At 44.1% G+C, this 20,076-nt stretch carries 14 protein-coding genes and 3 rRNA genes; all 17 read left to right on the top strand.

All coding sequences use genetic code 11. The features are described from left to right. Positions 1 to 86: 86 nt before the first annotated feature. The 17 genes from cysK (at position 87) to BS1321_RS11750 (ending at position 20,067) form a co-directional block, all read left to right on the top strand. The gene (gene cysK, locus BS1321_RS11830; protein WP_063235931.1) at positions 87 to 1,013 is read left to right on the top strand and encodes a cysteine synthase A; all 927 of its coding nucleotides are present in this window, start codon (positions 87 to 89) and stop codon (positions 1,011 to 1,013) included. A gap of 163 nt (positions 1,014 to 1,176) precedes the next feature. Beyond that, positions 1,177 to 2,013: a dihydropteroate synthase gene (folP, locus tag BS1321_RS11825; protein WP_063235932.1), complete on the top strand. Its 837-nt coding sequence runs from the start codon at positions 1,177 to 1,179 to the stop codon at positions 2,011 to 2,013. A gap of 1 nt (position 2,014) precedes the next feature. After that, positions 2,015 to 2,374: a dihydroneopterin aldolase gene (folB, locus tag BS1321_RS11820; protein ID WP_063235933.1), complete on the top strand. Its 360-nt coding sequence runs from the start codon at positions 2,015 to 2,017 to the stop codon at positions 2,372 to 2,374. 2 nt (positions 2,375 to 2,376) lie between these two features. Continuing rightward, positions 2,377 to 2,904, top strand: coding sequence for a 2-amino-4-hydroxy-6-hydroxymethyldihydropteridine diphosphokinase (folK, locus tag BS1321_RS11815; RefSeq protein WP_063235934.1), 528 nt, complete (start codon positions 2,377 to 2,379; stop codon positions 2,902 to 2,904). Then, positions 2,856 to 3,068, top strand: a complete 213-nt coding sequence (locus BS1321_RS11810) for a helix-turn-helix domain-containing protein (protein WP_063235935.1) — start codon at positions 2,856 to 2,858, stop codon at positions 3,066 to 3,068. The genes folK and BS1321_RS11810 overlap by 49 nt, the downstream gene beginning before the upstream one ends. A 23-nt stretch (positions 3,069 to 3,091) precedes the next feature. Then, positions 3,092 to 4,090: a tRNA dihydrouridine synthase DusB gene (gene dusB, locus BS1321_RS11805; RefSeq protein WP_063235936.1), complete on the top strand. Its 999-nt coding sequence runs from the start codon at positions 3,092 to 3,094 to the stop codon at positions 4,088 to 4,090. A gap of 188 nt (positions 4,091 to 4,278) precedes the next feature. After that, positions 4,279 to 5,778 carry a lysine--tRNA ligase gene (gene lysS, locus BS1321_RS11800; protein WP_174524198.1) on the top strand — a complete coding sequence of 500 codons (1,500 nt, stop codon included), beginning with the start codon at positions 4,279 to 4,281 and terminating at the stop codon, positions 5,776 to 5,778. Between the two features lie 423 nt (positions 5,779 to 6,201). After that, positions 6,202 to 7,752: ribosomal RNA gene (locus tag BS1321_RS11795) — 16S ribosomal RNA — on the top strand. A 175-nt stretch (positions 7,753 to 7,927) separates the two neighbouring features. After that, positions 7,928 to 10,860, top strand: a 23S ribosomal RNA gene (locus BS1321_RS11790). Between the two features lie 64 nt (positions 10,861 to 10,924). Beyond that, positions 10,925 to 11,040: ribosomal RNA gene (gene rrf / locus BS1321_RS11785) — 5S ribosomal RNA — on the top strand. The 16S, 23S and 5S rRNA genes sit together here, the layout of an rRNA operon. Before the next feature lie 361 nt (positions 11,041 to 11,401). After that, on the top strand, positions 11,402 to 11,863 hold the full coding sequence (locus BS1321_RS11780; protein WP_048677843.1) for a CtsR family transcriptional regulator: 462 nt from the start codon (positions 11,402 to 11,404) through the stop codon (positions 11,861 to 11,863). A 21-nt stretch (positions 11,864 to 11,884) separates the two neighbouring features. After that, complete coding sequence (locus BS1321_RS11775) at positions 11,885 to 12,436, top strand: protein-arginine kinase activator protein McsA (protein ID WP_063235776.1); 552 nt, start codon at positions 11,885 to 11,887, stop codon at positions 12,434 to 12,436. Next, positions 12,433 to 13,509: a protein-arginine kinase McsB gene (locus tag BS1321_RS11770; RefSeq protein ID WP_063235777.1), complete on the top strand. Its 1,077-nt coding sequence runs from the start codon at positions 12,433 to 12,435 to the stop codon at positions 13,507 to 13,509. The genes BS1321_RS11775 and BS1321_RS11770 overlap by 4 nt, the downstream gene beginning before the upstream one ends. 130 nt (positions 13,510 to 13,639) lie before the next feature. Beyond that, positions 13,640 to 16,081 (top strand): ATP-dependent protease ATP-binding subunit ClpC, encoded by a 2,442-nt coding sequence (clpC, locus tag BS1321_RS11765; protein ID WP_063235778.1) that lies wholly within the window; start codon positions 13,640 to 13,642, stop codon positions 16,079 to 16,081. Between the two features lie 197 nt (positions 16,082 to 16,278). Next, the gene (gene radA, locus BS1321_RS11760; protein ID WP_063235779.1) at positions 16,279 to 17,667 is read left to right on the top strand and encodes a DNA repair protein RadA; all 1,389 of its coding nucleotides are present in this window, start codon (positions 16,279 to 16,281) and stop codon (positions 17,665 to 17,667) included. Positions 17,668 to 17,669: 2 nt separating this feature from the next. After that, positions 17,670 to 18,743 carry a DNA integrity scanning diadenylate cyclase DisA gene (gene disA, locus BS1321_RS11755; RefSeq protein ID WP_063235780.1) on the top strand — a complete coding sequence of 358 codons (1,074 nt, stop codon included), beginning with the start codon at positions 17,670 to 17,672 and terminating at the stop codon, positions 18,741 to 18,743. A 226-nt stretch (positions 18,744 to 18,969) separates the two neighbouring features. Beyond that, complete coding sequence (locus BS1321_RS11750; protein ID WP_063235781.1) at positions 18,970 to 20,067, top strand: PIN/TRAM domain-containing protein; 1,098 nt, start codon at positions 18,970 to 18,972, stop codon at positions 20,065 to 20,067. Positions 20,068 to 20,076 lie beyond the last annotated feature (9 nt).

Raw genomic sequence — 20,076 nt, 5'->3', positions numbered from 1 at the left:
TGACAATGAACTATTAAAACTGGTAACTTTAAATAAATAAAACCAATAAACATACTCGGTATTGAAAATGATAAGGAGTGGAGAAAATGGCACGTATAGCTAATTCTGTAATCGATTTAATTGGACAAACACCTATTGTGAAGTTAAACAAGCTTCAAAGTGAAAACAGTGCAGATATTTATCTAAAACTTGAGTATTTTAACCCAGGCAGTAGTGTAAAAGACCGTATCGCCCTTGCGATGATCGAAGCGGCAGAAAAAAATGGTAACCTTAAACCAGGTGATACGATCATTGAACCTACAAGCGGAAATACTGGAATAGGACTAGCGATGGTAGCTGCGGCAAAGGGCTATAAATCAATTCTGGTTATGCCGGAGACGATGAGTTTGGAACGCCGTAACTTGCTTCGCGCTTATGGCGCAGAGTTAGTTCTTACTCCTGGACCTGAAGGAATGAAGGGTGCAATCGCAAAGGCGACTGAGCTGTCTAAAGAAAAAGGTTACTTCATTCCACAGCAATTCGAGAATGAAGCCAACCCTGAAGTTCATCGGAACACTACAGGCCCTGAAATCGTTGAAGCCTTTGGTGATGAAGGCCTGGATGCATTCGTTGTCGGAATCGGTACTGGCGGAACCATAACAGGTGCTGGTGAAGTCCTACGTGAAAAATACCCTGACATTAAAATTTATGCTGTTGAGCCTGCGGACTCTCCGGTATTATCGGGTGGGACTCCAGGACCACATAAAATCCAAGGAATCGGTGCAGGCTTCGTTCCAAGTATTTTGAATACAGATCTCTATGACGAAATCATTCAAGTCAATACAGAGGAATCGTTTGATTATGCCCGCCGCGCAGCAAAAGAGGAAGGAATCCTCGGTGGAATTTCTTCTGGTGGCGCAATTGCAGCTGCCATTAAAGTGGCTGACAAACTGGGAAAAGGCAAAAAGGTACTTGCTATCATACCAAGTAATGGTGAACGCTACTTAAGTACACCATTATATAACTTTGAGTAAGAGCAGACACTAATAATGAGAAGCGAAGTTCCTTAGGGGCTTTGCTTTTCTTTTTGTAGTAAAGTCTGCAGAAGTGTTCCAAATCTTCATGGAGCTTGCACTATGCCTATGTAAATGGGTAAACTCGTATATATAGATTTCTTTAGGCGAAGGAGAACGTTGAATGTCATTAGCTGGAGCGTCAAAAATAAAATGCGGTTCATTTGATTTGGATTACAGCAATAAAACCTTAATTATGGGGATTTTGAATGTTACGCCGGACTCCTTTTCGGATGGCGGGAAATATAATCGGATAGATGCTGCTTTGAAGCATGCCGAACGGATGGTCAACGACGGAGCGGATATATTGGATGTGGGCGGAGAGTCCACCCGTCCTAACTATGAGAGGATATCGGATGACGAGGAAATAGAGAGAGTCGCCCCAATTATTGAAGCCATATCCCGTAATATTGAGGTTCCAATATCGGTCGATACGTATAAATCAAGAGTTGCAGAAGCGGCGGTAAAAGCAGGAGCCCATATATTAAATGACATTTGGGGAGGTAAAGCCGATTCCTTGATGTCAAATGTTGCTGCGGAATATAAGGTGCCGATTATCTTGATGCATAACAGGGATAATATGGGTTATGAACATTTTGTCCGGGATGTACTTCAAGATTTATTCGAAAGCATCATGATGGTGAAGGATGCGGGAGTCAAGGATGAAAACATCATTCTCGATCCAGGTATTGGTTTTGCGAAAGATTTAAAGTTAAATTTGGAAATGATGAGGAATCTTGATAAGCTGGTATCATTAGGTTATCCTGTGCTGCTAGCCACATCAAGAAAGTCCATGATTGGACATGTTCTGGACCTGCCGCCTAGTGAGCGGATGGAAGGAACAGCCGCTACAATCTGCCATGGAATTCAACAAGGCTGTCAAATGGTTCGTGTACATGATGTGAAGGAAATGGCACGGACTGCAAAGATGATGGACGCTCTATTAGGAAAAGGTGAATGAAATGGATAAGATATATGTGAATAGAATGGAGTTTTACGGATATCATGGAGTTTTTCCGGAAGAAACGAAGCTTGGTCAGCGGTTTAAAGTGGATTTAATCGTCCAGACTGATTTAGCCAAGGCTGGGAAGAGTGACAATCTGGAAGACTCAATCAACTATGGCGAGTTATATGAAGTGTGTAAAAGTGTTGTTGAGGGAGAACCTTTTAAGTTAGTGGAAGCTGTCGCTGAAAAAATTGCCTCTGAACTACTTAATAAATATTCTTCCATCGAGACATGCACCGTGAAGGTCTATAAACCAGACCCTCCAATAGCAGGTCACTATGATTCGGTTGCTATAGAGATTGTAAGGGGACGCTGATTGTGGGAAATATTGCTTACCTTTCAATAGGGTCGAACTTAGGGGATCGCCTTGAAACATTCCAGAGGGCTTTCCAATTATTGTCTGAAAATCCGCATATCAAGTTAGTGGCCTGCTCTTCTTTATATGAAACGGACCCGGTAGGATATGAAGACCAGGACTGTTTTTTAAATGCTGTCCTTAAAGTGAAAACCGATTTAGAACCCGAAAAATTACTTCACGCTTGTATGAAAATTGAACAAGATTTAGGGAGAAAAAGGGAAATTAGGTGGGGTCCCCGTACTTTAGACCTTGACATTTTGTTATATAATCAAGAAAATATTGAGACAGAGATTCTTTCAGTCCCGCACCCTCGTATGCACGAGAGGGCTTTTGTTATTGTGCCTTTAATGGAAGTGGACTCTGATATATCACTTCCGCAAATGCATGCACCTTTGAGCGACCTGCTTGAACAGATTTCGGATAAAGAAGGAGTTCGATTATGGAAGGTGAAAAATGGGGAAGGCGTATTCGCGCTTTTCGAAAGTTAAAGGGTTATACCCAGGAAGGGTTTGCGAAAGAAATAGGCGTTTCCGTTTCCTTGTTGGGAGAAGTCGAACGAGGGAACCGCAACCCTTCAGAAGCATTTTTACTGGAAGTGGCGGAAATTCTTCATGTTTCCATTGAGGAGCTTCAGCCACCTGAGGATAAATGAAAGAATGTTATAGGAGGCACAAAGTGTTAAAAATAGGCGATATAGAAATGAAGAATCCGGTAGTGCTAGCACCGATGGCGGGAGTCTGTAACTCGGCATTTCGCTTGACCGTTAAGGAATTTGGTGCTGGCCTTGTTTGTGCGGAGATGGTCAGTGACAAGGGAATCGTTCTTCAAAATGCTAGAACGATGAATATGCTTTATATAGATGAAAGAGAAAAGCCGTTAAGTTTACAAATATTTGGCGGTGAAAAGAAATCTTTGGTGGAAGCTGCACAATTCGTAGATAAAAATACAAATGCTGATATCATTGATATCAACATGGGTTGCCCTGTCCCTAAGATCACTAAATGTGACGCAGGGGCAAAGTGGCTTCTCGATCCGAATAAGATTTATGAAATGGTTTCAGCTGTGGTCGATGCCGTTGAAAAGCCGGTAACGGTGAAAATGCGCATAGGCTGGGATGAAGAGCATGTCTTTGCTATTCAAAATGCCCAGGCTGTTGAACGCGCAGGTGGTAAAGCTGTTTCCATGCATGGCAGAACTCGAGTGCAAATGTATGAAGGAAAGGCTAACTGGGACATCATTCGTGAAGTGAAGAAATCGATCAATATTCCTCTTATTGGGAACGGTGATGTGGAAACTCCACAGGATGCCGAAAGAATGCTGAAAGAAACTGGTGTTGACGGAGTCATGATCGGCCGTGCGGCTCTAGGTAACCCATGGATGATTTACCGAACTGTAAAATATTTAGAAACCGGACAATTGATGGATGAGCCTTCTGTTCGTGAAAAGATGGATGTTTGCGTTCTTCACATGGATCGTCTAATTGCATTGAAGAATGAAAATGTCGCCGTTCGTGAAATGCGCAAGCATGCATCTTGGTATTTAAAAGGTGTTAAAGGGAATGCTAAGGCTCGTAAAGGGATCAATGATTGTGAAACAAGGGAAGATGTTGTAAGTCTTCTTTATGGACTTGTTGATGATATTGAAGCGAAGCAACAGAATATCCAAATGGTCTGATGTTTGACATTACCTTCCTGTTTTCCTATAATACGCTTATCTTGAACTGCCAGTAATCCTGGCAGTTTTTATATGTACATAAACAAGATTTTAAGATAAAAAGCTGTTGAATTCCTTTACTTTATGTAAGAATAAATAAGTATGCAAAAGAATTTTTGATTAATTATATAAGGCTTTTATTAATAAAGATGGAGATGATTTTCGTGAGTCATGAAGAATTGAATGACCAACTGCAGGTAAGACGCGATAAAATGCAGACCATGATTGATAATGGTCAAGACCCTTTCGGGAGCAGATTCGAGCGCACCCATACAACTAAGGAGATAGTCAGTGCCTATGGGGAATTAGAAAAAGAAGACCTTGAGGAAAAAGAAATTGAGGTTACGATTGCTGGCCGTGTCATGACGAAGCGTGGAAAAGGGAAAGCGGGATTTGCCCATATCCAGGATATTAGCGGTCAAATCCAAATCTACGTCCGTTTGGATAACATAGGTGAAGATTCTTACCAAATTTTCAACCAAACCGATCTTGGCGATATCGTAGGAGTAACTGGCGTTATTTTCAAAACGAAAGTCGGGGAACTTTCCATTAAAGCTAAAGAATATGTGTTCCTTGCTAAAGCGCTTCGCCCGTTACCTGATAAATTTCATGGTCTAAAGGATGTTGAAGAGCGTTATCGGAAACGTTATGTCGATTTAATTACAAATGAGGAAAGTAAAAACACGTTGATCATGCGCAGTCGTATTGTACAAGCCATGAGACGGTATTTGGACGATCAAGGATACCTTGAAGTGGAGACGCCTCTATTGCACTCTGTTGCTGGTGGAGCTGCTGCACGCCCTTTCCTTACTCACCATAATGCCTTGGATATGCCTTTGAATTTAAGGATTGCCATTGAACTTCACCTAAAACGCTTAATCGTTGGCGGATTGGAGAAAGTTTATGAAATTGGCCGGGTTTTCAGAAATGAAGGAGTATCCACAAGACATAATCCTGAATTCACATTGATTGAATTATACGAGGCTTATGCGGATTACCAAGATATCATGAGTTTAACGGAAAACCTGATTGCCCATATAGCTCAAGAAGTTTTGGGGACTACTACCATCCAGTATGGGGAGTATGAGATAGAGTTAAAACCGGAATGGAAACGACTTCACATGGTTGACGCTGTAAAAGAATATACTGGCGTGGACTTCTGGACTCAAATGAGTAAAGAAGAAGCGCAACAGCTTGCTAAAGAAAATGGGATTGAAATTAAGGAATCCATGGAGTTCGGCCATATCGTAAATGAATTCTTTGAACAAAAGGTGGAAGATAAGTTAATTCAACCTACATTCATCTATGGACATCCTGTGGAAATCTCTCCTTTAGCAAAGAAAAATCCGGAAGATTCCCGTTTCACAGATCGTTTTGAGTTATTCATTGTAGGTAGGGAGCATGCAAATGCCTTCACGGAACTTAATGATCCTATTGATCAACGTCAACGCTTTGAAGCTCAATTAAAAGAACGAGAGCAAGGTAATGATGAAGCTCATGAAATGGATGAAGATTTCTTGGAGGCGTTAGAATACGGAATGCCGCCTACTGGCGGACTGGGAATTGGTGTTGACCGTTTGGTTATGCTATTGACCAATTCTCCTTCTATACGTGACGTCCTGTTATTCCCGCTAATGAGACATCGCTAATATAAGCAAAATGAGTTTTGATTGCAGGGCCGAATTCGGATGGCTGGGATCATTGGGCGTAGCTCTTGATCCTGGTTAGTCCAATTCGGTTTTTGTTTTTTAATTATAATTTCATGTCTTTTAATAGATTGGATTATAGGGTTTGAAAGAAAAATAACATTATCTCGAAAAAACTTTATAAAAGGTATTGCGCAGTTAACGTAATGGTGTTATATTTATATCTGTCGTTACGAACGAGTTGCAAACAGATTACAAACTTTTAAAAAGTTTTAAAAAGTTGTTGACTCAGAGTAAAGAAAATGTTATTATAAATAAGCTGTTCCGAAAGAGATTGCTCTTTGAAAACTGAACAAAACAAAGCGCCAACGTTAAATTTTAAGTGAGCACACACTATTAAAAAAGCAAATGAGCAAGTCAAACATTTCTTCGGAGAGTTTGATCCTGGCTCAGGACGAACGCTGGCGGCGTGCCTAATACATGCAAGTCGAGCGAATCGACGGGAGCTTGCTCCCTGAGATTAGCGGCGGACGGGTGAGTAACACGTGGGCAACCTGCCTATAAGACTGGGATAACTTCGGGAAACCGGAGCTAATACCGGATACGTTCTTTTCTCGCATGAGAGAAGATGGAAAGACGGTTTACGCTGTCACTTATAGATGGGCCCGCGGCGCATTAGCTAGTTGGTGAGGTAATGGCTCACCAAGGCGACGATGCGTAGCCGACCTGAGAGGGTGATCGGCCACACTGGGACTGAGACACGGCCCAGACTCCTACGGGAGGCAGCAGTAGGGAATCTTCCGCAATGGACGAAAGTCTGACGGAGCAACGCCGCGTGAACGAAGAAGGCCTTCGGGTCGTAAAGTTCTGTTGTTAGGGAAGAACAAGTACCAGAGTAACTGCTGGTACCTTGACGGTACCTAACCAGAAAGCCACGGCTAACTACGTGCCAGCAGCCGCGGTAATACGTAGGTGGCAAGCGTTGTCCGGAATTATTGGGCGTAAAGCGCGCGCAGGTGGTTCCTTAAGTCTGATGTGAAAGCCCACGGCTCAACCGTGGAGGGTCATTGGAAACTGGGGAACTTGAGTGCAGAAGAGGAAAGTGGAATTCCAAGTGTAGCGGTGAAATGCGTAGAGATTTGGAGGAACACCAGTGGCGAAGGCGACTTTCTGGTCTGTAACTGACACTGAGGCGCGAAAGCGTGGGGAGCAAACAGGATTAGATACCCTGGTAGTCCACGCCGTAAACGATGAGTGCTAAGTGTTAGAGGGTTTCCGCCCTTTAGTGCTGCAGCTAACGCATTAAGCACTCCGCCTGGGGAGTACGGCCGCAAGGCTGAAACTCAAAGGAATTGACGGGGGCCCGCACAAGCGGTGGAGCATGTGGTTTAATTCGAAGCAACGCGAAGAACCTTACCAGGTCTTGACATCCTCTGACAACCCTAGAGATAGGGCTTTCCCCTTCGGGGGACAGAGTGACAGGTGGTGCATGGTTGTCGTCAGCTCGTGTCGTGAGATGTTGGGTTAAGTCCCGCAACGAGCGCAACCCTTGATCTTAGTTGCCAGCATTCAGTTGGGCACTCTAAGGTGACTGCCGGTGACAAACCGGAGGAAGGTGGGGATGACGTCAAATCATCATGCCCCTTATGACCTGGGCTACACACGTGCTACAATGGATGGTACAAAGGGCTGCAAACCTGCGAAGGTAAGCGAATCCCATAAAGCCATTCTCAGTTCGGATTGTAGGCTGCAACTCGCCTACATGAAGCCGGAATCGCTAGTAATCGCGGATCAGCATGCCGCGGTGAATACGTTCCCGGGCCTTGTACACACCGCCCGTCACACCACGAGAGTTTGTAACACCCGAAGTCGGTGAGGTAACCTTTATGGAGCCAGCCGCCTAAGGTGGGACAGATGATTGGGGTGAAGTCGTAACAAGGTAGCCGTATCGGAAGGTGCGGCTGGATCACCTCCTTTCTAAGGATAATTACGAGAGCGCTTTTGTTTTGTTCAGTTTTGAATGAGTAATTCATTCAGATAGGAAAGACAACATCACGATGTGATGGATTCTTTCTGCTTTGTTCCTTGAAAACTAGATAATAGATAGAAGGCAATTAATTTTTTTCAAAGCATCTGTAAGATCTTTTTTAACGGTTAAGTTAGAAAGGGCGCACGGTGGATGCCTTGGCACTAGGAGCCGATGAAGGACGGGACTAACACCGATATGCTTCGGGGAGCTGTAAGTAAGCTTTGATCCGGAGATTTCCGAATGGGGAAACCCACTGTTCGTAATGGAACAGTATCTTTACCTGAATACATAGGGTACTGAAGGCAGACCCGGGGAACTGAAACATCTAAGTACCCGGAGGAAGAGAAAGCAAATGCGATTTCCTGAGTAGCGGCGAGCGAAACGGAATTAGCCCAAACCAAGAGGCTTGCCTCTTGGGGTTGTAGGACACTCAACATGGAGTTACAAAGGAACGGGGTAAATGAAGTGATCTGGAAAGGTCCGTCAAAGAAGGTAAAAACCCTGTAGTTGAAACTTCGTTCCCTCCTGAGTGGATCCTGAGTACGGCGGGACACGAGAAATCCCGTCGGAAGCAGGGAGGACCATCTCCCAAGGCTAAATACTCCCTAGTGACCGATAGTGAACCAGTACCGTGAGGGAAAGGTGAAAAGCACCCCGGAAGGGGAGTGAAATAGATCCTGAAACCGTGTGCCTACAAGTAGTCAAAGCCCGTTAATGGGTAATGGCGTGCCTTTTGTAGAATGAACCGGCGAGTTACGATTTCATGCGAGGTTAAGTTGATAAGACGGAGCCGCAGCGAAAGCGAGTCTGAATAGGGCGAATGAGTATGAGGTCGTAGACCCGAAACCAGGTGATCTACCCATGTCCAGGGTGAAGTTCAGGTAACACTGAATGGAGGCCCGAACCCACGCACGTTGAAAAGTGCGGGGATGAGGTGTGGGTAGCGGAGAAATTCCAATCGAACCTGGAGATAGCTGGTTCTCTCCGAAATAGCTTTAGGGCTAGCCTCAAGATGAGAGTATTGGAGGTAGAGCACTGATTGGACTAGGGGCCCCCAACGGGTTACCGAATTCAGTCAAACTCCGAATGCCAAATACTTATTCTTGGGAGTCAGACTGCGAGTGATAAGATCCGTAGTCGAAAGGGAAACAGCCCAGACCACCAGCTAAGGTCCCAAAGTATACGTTAAGTGGAAAAGGATGTGGAGTTGCTTAGACAACCAGGATGTTGGCTCAGAAGCAGCCACCATTTAAAGAGTGCGTAATAGCTCACTGGTCGAGTGACTCCGCGCCGAAAATGTACCGGGGCTAAACGTATCACCGAAGCTGTGGATTGACACCGTATGGTGTCGATGGTAGGAGAGCGTTCTAAGGGCGTTGAAGTCAGACCGGAAGGACTGGTGGAGCGCTTAGAAGTGAGAATGCCGGTATGAGTAGCGAAAGAAGGGTGAGAATCCCTTCCACCGAATGCCTAAGGTTTCCTGAGGAAGGCTCGTCCGCTCAGGGTTAGTCGGGACCTAAGCCGAGGCCGAAAGGCGTAGGCGATGGACAACAGGTTGATATTCCTGTACCACCTATACATCGTTTGAACGATGGGGGGACGCAGAAGGATAGGGTAAGCGCGCTGTTGGATATGCGCGTCCAAGCAGTTAGGCCGGAAACGAGGCAAATCCCGTTTCCATTAAGGCGGAGCTGTGATGGCGAGGGAAATATAGTACCGAAGTTCCTGATTCCACGCTGCCAAGAAAAGCCTCTAGTGAGATGTAAGGTGCCCGTACCGCAAACCGACACAGGTAGGCGAGGAGAGAATCCTAAGGTGTGCGAGAGAACTCTCGTTAAGGAACTCGGCAAAATGACCCCGTAACTTCGGGAGAAGGGGTGCTTTTTAGGGTGAATAGCCCAGAAAAGCCGCAGTGAATAGGCCCAGGCGACTGTTTAGCAAAAACACAGGTCTCTGCGAAGCCGCAAGGCGAAGTATAGGGGCTGACACCTGCCCGGTGCTGGAAGGTTAAGGGGAGAGGTTAGCGCAAGCGAAGCTTTGAACCGAAGCCCCAGTAAACGGCGGCCGTAACTATAACGGTCCTAAGGTAGCGAAATTCCTTGTCGGGTAAGTTCCGACCCGCACGAAAGGTGTAACGATCTGGGCACTGTCTCAACGAGAGACTCGGTGAAATTATAGTACCTGTGAAGATGCAGGTTACCCGCGACAGGACGGAAAGACCCCGTGGAGCTTTACTGCAGCCTGATATTGAATTTTGGTACAGCTTGTACAGGATAGGTAGGAGCCTGAGAAGCCGGAGCGCTAGCTTCGGTGGAGGCGTTGGTGGGATACTACCCTGGCTGTATTGAAATTCTAACCCGCGCCCCTTATCGGGGTGGGAGACAGTGTCAGGTGGGCAGTTTGACTGGGGCGGTCGCCTCCTAAAGAGTAACGGAGGCGCCCAAAGGTTCCCTCAGAATGGTTGGAAATCATTCGTAGAGTGTAAAGGCACAAGGGAGCTTGACTGCGAGACCTACAAGTCGAGCAGGGACGAAAGTCGGGCTTAGTGATCCGGTGGTTCCGCATGGAAGGGCCATCGCTCAACGGATAAAAGCTACCCCGGGGATAACAGGCTTATCTCCCCCAAGAGTCCACATCGACGGGGAGGTTTGGCACCTCGATGTCGGCTCATCGCATCCTGGGGCTGTAGTCGGTCCCAAGGGTTGGGCTGTTCGCCCATTAAAGCGGTACGCGAGCTGGGTTCAGAACGTCGTGAGACAGTTCGGTCCCTATCCGTCGCGGGCGCAGGAAATTTGAGAGGAGCTGTCCTTAGTACGAGAGGACCGGGATGGACGCACCGCTGGTGTACCAGTTGTCTTGCCAAAGGCATAGCTGGGTAGCTACGTGCGGACGGGATAAGTGCTGAAAGCATCTAAGCATGAAGCCCCCCTCAAGATGAGATTTCCCATGGCGCAAGCTAGTAAGATCCCTGAAAGATGATCAGGTTGATAGGTCAGAGGTGGAAGCGTGGCGACATGTGGAGCTGACTGATACTAATAGATCGAGGACTTAACCAACGCTTTTTAAAAAATGAAATACCTTCTTATTATCTAGTTTTGAAGGAACAACGTTCCTTTCATGTTTGGTGGCGATAGCGAAGAGGTCACACCCGTTCCCATTCCGAACACGGCAGTTAAGCTCTTCAGCGCCGATGGTAGTTGGGGGTTTCCCCCTGTGAGAGTAGGACGCCGCCAAGCCATTTCAAAGATCAGCCATTCTGGCTGGTCTTTTTTGATGTTCGTAATTAAAAAAGGTTTTATAATTCAAGGGACAGCATAGGGCTGGCCTTATTTGAATTGGTTACAATATCATGAGGGGGAATGGGGCAAAATTCAAGTGGTGAAACCTTAAGGAGAAGAAAAAATATCAGGTTTTGCATTTATCGTTTTAGGGTATTTATGTAAGATATTTCAACTTTAATGTTCAATGAGGTATGTAATTACATATAATTTGGAGAAAATGGATAATACAGAAAGAAAGTGCGTTTAAGTTGCAAAATGGATTATTCCTTGTATAATAATAGTCAAATATAGTCAAAGTCAGAATGGAGGAGGCTGAGTGAGAAACATATCTGATGTTATCGAAACTTATTTGAAGCAAGTACTTGAAATAAGTCAAAAAGATATCTTAGAGATTAAAAGAAGTGAAATAGCAGATAAATTTCAGTGTGTGCCTTCTCAAATCAATTACGTAATCAATACCAGGTTTACCATCGAGAGAGGTTATGTTGTAGAGAGTAAGCGTGGAGGCGGCGGTTATATACGCATCATGAAAGTCGAATCACAGGATTCCGTGCAACTTATCAACCAATTATTATCGCTTATTGGTTCCAGGGTAACTCAATCGATGGCTGAAGGAGTAATTTCAAGGCTGATGAATGAAGACGTCATTAATGAAAGAGAAGCAAAGATTATGATGAGCGTCATAGATAGATCGGTGATTTATATCGACCTACCTGACCGCGATGAGCTTAGGGCAAGAATTTTAACTGCGATGCTTACGACTTTAAAATATAAATGAAACTGGCAGAGGTGATGAACGTTGATTTGCCAAGAATGTCATCAAAGGCCTGCTACCCTGCACTTCACCAAAATCATCAATGGAATAAAGACTGAAGTCATGATTTGTGAGAAATGTGCTCAGGAAAAAGGTGAAATGTTCATGGATGCAGGTGGACCTGGTTTTTCAATAAATAATTTATTAGCAGGATTGTTGAATATGGAGTCGAATATTCAACAGACAAAGGCAAATGCATTTCCCAAAACGGAAGAGAGGCGTTGCCCGCATTGTCATCGATCTTATAAAGAATTTGTCCATATTGGTAAGTTTGGCTGTGCCGAATGTTATAAGACGTTCAATGAACAGTTAAATCCCATTTTAAAGAGGGTTCATAGCGGCAATACAGCACATATAGGGAAAATTCCAAAAAGGATTGGTGGCACCATATATCTTCGAAAGCAAATTTTGGATTTGAAAGAAGTTTTAAAGGTCCACATTGATCAAGAGGAGTTTGAGAAAGCGGCAGAGGTAAGAGATAAGGTTCGTTCCCTTGAAAAAAGGTATGAAGCACAAGAGGGAGGCGAGGAATTATGAGCTTGGAAAAGTTTGTAGAAAACGCCTTGAGTTCCTGGATGAGTGCCGAAGGGCCGGAAATCGATATTGTATTGAGTTCGCGGATTCGGCTGGCTAGGAATTTCAAAGACTTTACCTTCCCAACCTCCTTTTCTAACGAAGAAGCTAAAAAAATCATTGAATTGGTCAAAAAAAGAATCGAAGAGGAAGTAACTCCAGAGATTGGAAAACTGGAACTTTTAGAGATTGACCAATTGCAGCCACTGGAAAAGCGCGTTCTTGTTGAAAAACATTTAATCAGTCCTCATTTAGTTGAAGACTCAGCGAAAAGCGCATGTCTCCTTTCAGAAAATGAAGAAATAAGTATCATGATAAACGAGGAGGATCATCTCCGTATTCAATGTTTAATGTCGGGGTTGCAGCTAAAGGAAACCTTAAAGATTGCAAATGTTCTTGACGATTGGATTGAAGAATCCATAGACTATGCATATGATGAAGAAAGAGGTTACCTAACTAGTTGTCCGACTAATGTGGGAACAGGATTAAGGGCTTCAGTCATGATGCATCTTCCGGGCCTGGTCCTTACACAACAGATGAATAATATCATACCGGCTATCAACCAATTGGGGTTGGTGGTTCGAGGGATTTATGGAGAGGGCAGTCAAGCGTTAGGAAATATTTTTCAAATCTCTAATCAAATTACTCTTGGAAAGTCGGAAAGGGATATCGTTGAAGATTTAACAAGTGTAGTGCAACAAATCATAGCTCAGGAACGGTCAGCGAGGGATGCATTAGCAAGGACTTCCCACATACAATTAGAAGATAGAATTTTCCGTTCATATGGGATTTTGTCCAATGCTCGAATCATCGAGACCAAGGAAGCTGCTACTTGTATCTCCGATGTTAGGTTAGGGATAGATCTTGGGTATATAAAAAATATATCTAAAAGCATTCTAAATGAGTTGATGATTTTGACGCAGTCGGGATTTTTACAAAAGTACGCAGGTGGCCCTTTAAGACCCCATGAAAGGGATATCCGTAGAGCAGCACTCATCCGGGAACGCTTGAATTTCACGGAACATTCCTCCTCATAGAGGTCATTGACCTCTTTAGGGAGTATTAAATTTCATGTAATAGATATGGAGCAAGAAGAAGCTTCTGCCATTACTTAGAGAATTGCCAGCAACTTTATTCAAAACGAAAATTCTTAAGGAGGAATTCCCTATGATGTTTGGTCGTTTTACTGAAAGAGCCCAGAAAGTATTAGCATTAGCCCAAGAAGAGGCAATCCGTTTAGGTCATAATAATATTGGTACGGAACATATTTTACTGGGCCTGGTCCGAGAAGGTGATGGTATTGCAGCCAAAGCGTTATATGCTCTTGGATTGGGCCCGGAAAAGATTCAGAAAGAAGTGGAAAATTTAATCGGCCGTGGACAGGATACGGCTCAAACGATACATTATACCCCAAGAGCCAAGAAAGTGATTGAGCTTTCCATGGATGAGGCAAGAAAATTAGGTCACTCATATGTTGGGACAGAGCATGTTCTTCTAGGTCTTATACGAGAAGGGGAAGGTGTAGCTGCCCGCGTATTGAATAATCTGGGAGTAAGTTTAAATAAAGCTCGACAACAAGTATTACAACTCTTGGGCAGCAATGAATCAGGTGGTCATCAAGGTTCAGCCGCTTCAAATGCAAGCACGCCGACACTGGATGGCCTAGCCCGTGATTTAACGGCGATTGCCAGGGAAGGAAGCTTGGATCCCGTTATCGGAAGAGGTAAGGAAATACAGCGTGTCATTGAGGTATTAAGCCGTCGTACGAAAAATAACCCCGTATTAATCGGTGAACCTGGGGTAGGTAAAACAGCCATTGCTGAAGGGCTTGCCCAACAGATTATCAATAATGAGGTACCTGAAATTTTACGTGATAAACGCGTAATGACACTTGATATGGGTACTGTAGTGGCTGGTACTAAATACCGTGGTGAATTTGAGGACCGATTGAAGAAAGTTATGGATGAAATACGTCAGGCGGGTAATATCATCTTATTCATCGATGAATTGCATACATTGATTGGTGCAGGTGGTGCAGAAGGTGCCATTGATGCCTCCAATATCCTTAAACCATCATTGGCACGTGGTGAATTACAATGTATCGGTGCTACAACTTTAGATGAGTACCGTAAGTATATTGAAAAGGATGCTGCGCTTGAACGTCGTTTCCAGCCAATCCAAGTCGATGAGCCGACTATTTTGGAATCCATCCAAATTCTCAAGGGGTTGCGTGACCGTTATGAGGCACATCACCGCGTATCGATTACTGACGAAGCGATTGATGCCGCAGTCAAATTATCAGACCGTTATATTTCCGATCGCTTTTTACCGGATAAAGCGATTGACTTGATTGATGAAGCTGGTTCCAAGGTTAGGCTGCGCTCATACACAACGCCACCTAACTTAAAGGAACTTGAAGTGAAGTTAGATGATGTTCGTAAGGAAAAGGATGCTTCCGTTCAGAGCCAGGAATTTGAAAAAGCTGCTTCGCTTCGCGATACAGAACAACGCTTAAGAGAACAATTGGAAGAAACGAAAAAAACTTGGAAAGAAAAACAAGGGCAGGAGAACAGTGAAGTGACTGTGGATGACATTGCACACGTCGTATCCAGCTGGACGGGAGTGCCAGTCACTAAATTGGCGCAAACAGAGTCAGACAAACTGCTTAATATGGAGTCAATCCTCCATGATCGTGTTATTGGGCAGGAAGAGGCCGTCATTGCGGTTTCTAAAGCAGTACGACGTGCAAGGGCAGGTTTGAAAGATCCTAAACGTCCAATTGGTTCATTCATCTTCTTGGGACCTACAGGGGTCGGTAAAACCGAGCTGGCCCGTGCTTTAGCCGAATCCATTTTTGGTGATGAAGATGCCATGATCCGCATCGATATGTCCGAATATATGGAGAAACATTCGACTTCACGTCTTGTTGGATCCCCTCCAGGATATGTTGGATACGAAGAAGGCGGTCAGTTAACGGAAAAAGTGCGGAGGAAACCATACTCGGTCGTTCTGCTTGATGAAATAGAAAAGGCGCATCCGGATGTCTTCAATATTCTTCTTCAAGTATTGGAAGACGGAAGACTGACAGATTCCAAGGGGCGTACTGTTGATTTCAGGAATACCATTCTGATTATGACATCGAATGTAGGGGCGTCGGCCTTGAAAACTGATAAGTATGTCGGCTTTAACATCCAGGATACTGGCCAGGACTATAAAAATATGAAAGGGAAAGTGATGGAAGAACTCAAACGTGCATTCCGTCCGGAATTCCTGAATCGTATTGATGAAACTATCGTGTTCCACTCATTAGAGAAGGATCATTTGAAACAAATCGTTACATTAATGTCAAATCAGCTTACTACCCGTTTGAAAGAACAGGAGATTTACTTGGAGCTGACAGATGCGGCTAGAGAAAAAATTGCTACGGAAGGTTTTGATCCGGAATATGGGGCACGACCAATCCGCAGGGCGCTTCAGAAGCATGTAGAAGATTATCTATCCGAAGAGTTACTTAAGGGCAACGTGAAAAAAGGGCAAACGGTCGTAATGGATGTCGTGAATAATGAGTTTGCAATCCGACAAGGCGAGCCTGTTAATGTAAGTGAATAACCTGATCCTAAACTTCGAGGTACACGCAGATTCTTTTGCAGTGTACCTCTGTTTTTTATCCATAGGTAGATATGAGTATAAATGGGACAAGTAGGGTGAATATTTTTTTAAAAAACTTAGCCTTAAGAAGGTTTAAATAAAACAGAGATATAATATCCTTAATATAGATATTTTTTCCAAAGGAAGAGGAGTAATTTATGGCTGTAAAGAAGAAAACGAAATTTATGTGTCAGTCTTGTGGTTATGAGTCCGCGAAATGGATGGGGAAATGTCCAGGATGCGGTGAATGGAACAAAATGGTCGAGGAAACCGAAATCGTTAAACCAGCTAGAAAAGGCGCTTTTACCCATTCAGAGGTTAGAGGTTCCGGGGAACGGGAGAAGGCAGCACCCATAACGACTATTCAATCAGAAAAAGAACCACGGATTAAGACGGATTTAATGGAATTGAATCGTGCTCTTGGGGGCGGGATCGTACAGGGATCCCTTGTATTGATTGGTGGGGACCCGGGTATCGGTAAGTCCACCCTGCTTTTACAGGTATCATCCCAATTGGCGCATAAACAGAAAAAAGTGCTTTATATATCAGGTGAAGAATCAGTCAAGCAGACCAAATTGAGAGCGGACCGGCTTGGGACCATGTCGGAAAATCTATTCGTTTATGCTGAAACCGATATGGACTACATCCAACAGGCAATTACAGATGTAAAACCGGATTTGGTCATTATTGACTCCATTCAAACGGTATACCATTCAGAGGTTACATCTGCCCCAGGAAGCGTTTCACAAGTGAGGGAATGCACAGCCTCACTCATGCGCATTGCTAAAACGAACGGGATCGCGATTTTTATCGTCGGACACGTTACAAAGGAAGGGGCCATTGCGGGGCCACGGCTGCTTGAGCACATGGTTGACACCGTATTATATTTTGAAGGAGAAAGACACCATACATATCGAATTATACGTGCGGTCAAAAATCGCTTTGGTTCGACGAATGAGATGGGTATTTTTGAGATGAAAGAACATGGATTGGAAGAGGTCGCGAATCCATCGGAAATTTTCCTTGAAGAACGGTCGCAAGGAGCTTCGGGCTCCACAGTCGTCGCATCCATGGAGGGCACAAGGCCAGTGCTTGTAGAAATTCAAGCATTGATTTCACCTACGAGTTTTGGCAATCCAAGACGAATGGCCACGGGAATTGACCACAATCGAGTTTCGCTTTTAATGGCTGTTCTGGAAAAGAGAGTTGGATTGCTGCTCCAAAACCAAGATGCGTATTTAAAGGTTGCTGGTGGCGTCAAGCTGGATGAACCGGCAATTGACCTCGCTGTTGCAATAAGCATTGCATCAAGCTTCCGTGATAAACCAACAAACCCTACCGATTGCATCATTGGTGAAGTGGGGCTGACTGGGGAAGTAAGAAGGGTTTCACGAATTGAACAAAGGGTGCAGGAAGCAGCGAAGTTAGGGTTTGAGCGGGTTATAATACCGGCTAATAATATAGGAGGATGGACCGCGCCGAAAGGTATTAAGATCGTTGGTGTTTCATCGGTTTCGGAGGCTCTTAAACAAACGTTAGGGGGTTAAGTATGACAGATAAAAAAGGGTATGAGAAAACAAAATTGGAAATTCTGCAAATTGTAGCTCCGGGTACCCCGCTTCGGGAGGGTATTGAAAATGTCCTGAGGGCAAATACAGGTGGTTTGATAGTCGTCGGATATAACGAGAAGGTGCGAACGATCGTAGATGGCGGCTTCGAAATCAACTGCAACTGTACCCCAAGCACATTATATGAATTGGCGAAGATGGACGGGGCCATCATTTTAAATGAAACTGCCGATAAGATCATTTTCGCAAATGCCCAATTAGTGCCGGATAATAGTACACCTTCCACTGAAACGGGAATGCGTCATAGGACAGCGGAACGTGTGGCAAGGGAGACCAAGTCGTTGGTCGTCGCAATTTCACAACGCCGGAATGTCATCACTTTATATCAAGGCAATTTCCGGTATGCCCTTAAAGATATAGGAGTCATACTTGCTAAGGCTAATTTAGCCATCCAGACCTTGGAAAAATACAAGGTGGTCCTGCAGCAGAGCATATCGGTTTTAGGAGCGCTCGAGTTTGAGGAAATTGTGACCTACGCCGACCTTTTGCAGGTATTTCACCGTTATGTAATGGTGCTCAGAATCAAGGCGGAGCTATTAACGTACCTTAATGAGCTTGGGACGGAAGGAAGATTGATCCGTTTGCAAATGAATGAAATCCTGGCAGATATTGAAACGGAAGGGAAATGGCTTATCAAGGATTATACCTCCAGTAATGATGAAAATCCTGAGGAAATCATTTTTAGGCTTCAAGAGTTGGCCATGCAGGAAAAACTGGATGAAAGCATTCTTCTAAAGGTGCTGGGCTATCATGGATACATACATCTTGATGAGTCAGTACATCCCCGTGGTTACCGTATTCTTCATAAAATCCCACGCTTGCCGGGTTTGATCATCGAAAATTTAGTGAAACAGTTCGGAAGCTTTAGTGAAGTCAATAAAGCAACGGTTGAAAACCTTGACGATGTGGAGGGTATAGGCGAAGTCCGGGCCAATAAAATCAAAGAAGGACTCCGCATTTTAAAAAATCAACTGGTCACAAATAGAAGGATGTAAAGTGCAGCTGACCTTCAAAATTTTCCTGAATTATCCTGAAATTGATTGGTGTTTATTTTTGACACTCAAAACTCAGGGTGCTAGGCTAATATTACGAAAAAGAGAAGAATTCATATTTGTAAATCCACTAATTCCTTAAGTGAATTTAACGTATATAATGAAAACGAATTTTCGAAGGTTTCATTTTATTTTATTGGTCAATAATGAGTAGAGGGAGGTGAAAGGGATGTTAAAACGCATTATACAAGCATGCTTCTTAATAGTCGGCGGAACACTTGGTATGTTACTTATTCCAGAATTATTAATTGTTTTACATGCAGACGATATTGCTTTAATAAACAATCCTTATGTAAGTGTACTGTTGGGTGCCATTATCTTTTATCTTATTACTTTTTGGGCAGTAGATCATGTGATCTATTTTATGAAGTGGCTGGAGGAACAGCTTGTAAAGATACCAAGTACGGATATAATCTTTGGCAGCGTCGGTCTTTTAGTGGGACTGCTTGCGGCGTTCTTGGTTGGCTCCGCCTTTAGTGCCATCAAGGTTCCTATTTTAAATACAGTGGTTCCTATCATCCTTACGCTTTTATTTGGTTATCTTGGTTTCCAGGTGGGCTTTAAAAAACGTGATGAACTATTGAATTTATTCACGAAAAGCAATAAGAAAAAAAATACTGACGGTGAAGCAAGCGAAGAGGATGAAGAGGGGTATAGCAAGCGGTTGAAGATTCTCGATACAAGCGTCATCATTGACGGTAGAATTGCGGATATCTGTCAGACAGGCTTTCTCGAGGGTACAATAGTCATTCCTCAATTCGTATTAAACGAACTGCAGCACATTGCCGATTCATCTGATGCATTGAAAAGGAATCGTGGGAGACGTGGTTTGGATATCTTGAATCGGATTCAAAAAGACCTTCCGATTAAAGTGGAGATGTACGAAGGGGATTTTGAAGACATTCAGGAAGTGGACAGTAAACTGGTGAAGCTTGCCAAAATATCGGGCGGAATGGTCGTTACCAATGATTTCAATTTAAACAAAGTATGCGAGTTTCAAAATGTGGCGGTCCTTAATATCAATGACCTGGCCAATGCCGTTAAACCTGTTGTACTTCCTGGGGAAGAGATGAATGTTCAGGTCATCAAGGACGGGAAAGAGCAGAACCAGGGCATCGCTTATTTAGACGATGGCACGATGATCGTTGTCGAGGGTGGCCGTGACCATATCGGGAAACGCATCGATGTACTTGTCACAAGTGTATTGCAAACATCTGCAGGCCGAATGATATTCGCTAAACCGAAACTATTAGAAAAAGCATTATAAAGAAGAGTA

Origin of the sequence: Peribacillus simplex NBRC 15720 = DSM 1321 (assembly GCF_002243645.1) — a bacterium.
In the GTDB taxonomy this organism is placed as follows: Bacteria; Bacillota; Bacilli; order Bacillales; family DSM-1321; genus Peribacillus; species Peribacillus simplex.
The sequence above is the reverse complement of the archived record's forward strand: the minus strand, read 5'-3'. Positions and strand labels throughout refer to the sequence as shown.

What these genes read in the sequence shown, in the direction of transcription:
- cysK (WP_063235931.1), top strand. Translation starts at nt 87, where the DNA reads ATGGCACGTATAGCTAATTCTGTAATCGATTTAATTGGACAAACACCT.
- folP (WP_063235932.1), top strand. Translation starts at nt 1,177, where the DNA reads ATGTCATTAGCTGGAGCGTCAAAAATAAAATGCGGTTCATTTGATTTG.
- folB (WP_063235933.1), top strand. Translation starts at nt 2,015, where the DNA reads ATGGATAAGATATATGTGAATAGAATGGAGTTTTACGGATATCATGGA.
- BS1321_RS11810 (WP_063235935.1), top strand. Translation starts at nt 2,856, where the DNA reads ATGGAAGGTGAAAAATGGGGAAGGCGTATTCGCGCTTTTCGAAAGTTA.
- lysS (WP_174524198.1), top strand. Translation starts at nt 4,279, where the DNA reads ATGGAGATGATTTTCGTGAGTCATGAAGAATTGAATGACCAACTGCAG.
- BS1321_RS11770 (WP_063235777.1), top strand. Translation starts at nt 12,433, where the DNA reads ATGAGCTTGGAAAAGTTTGTAGAAAACGCCTTGAGTTCCTGGATGAGT.
- clpC (WP_063235778.1), top strand. Translation starts at nt 13,640, where the DNA reads ATGATGTTTGGTCGTTTTACTGAAAGAGCCCAGAAAGTATTAGCATTA.
- radA (WP_063235779.1), top strand. Translation starts at nt 16,279, where the DNA reads ATGGCTGTAAAGAAGAAAACGAAATTTATGTGTCAGTCTTGTGGTTAT.
- disA (WP_063235780.1), top strand. Translation starts at nt 17,670, where the DNA reads ATGACAGATAAAAAAGGGTATGAGAAAACAAAATTGGAAATTCTGCAA.
- BS1321_RS11750 (WP_063235781.1), top strand. Translation starts at nt 18,970, where the DNA reads ATGTTAAAACGCATTATACAAGCATGCTTCTTAATAGTCGGCGGAACA.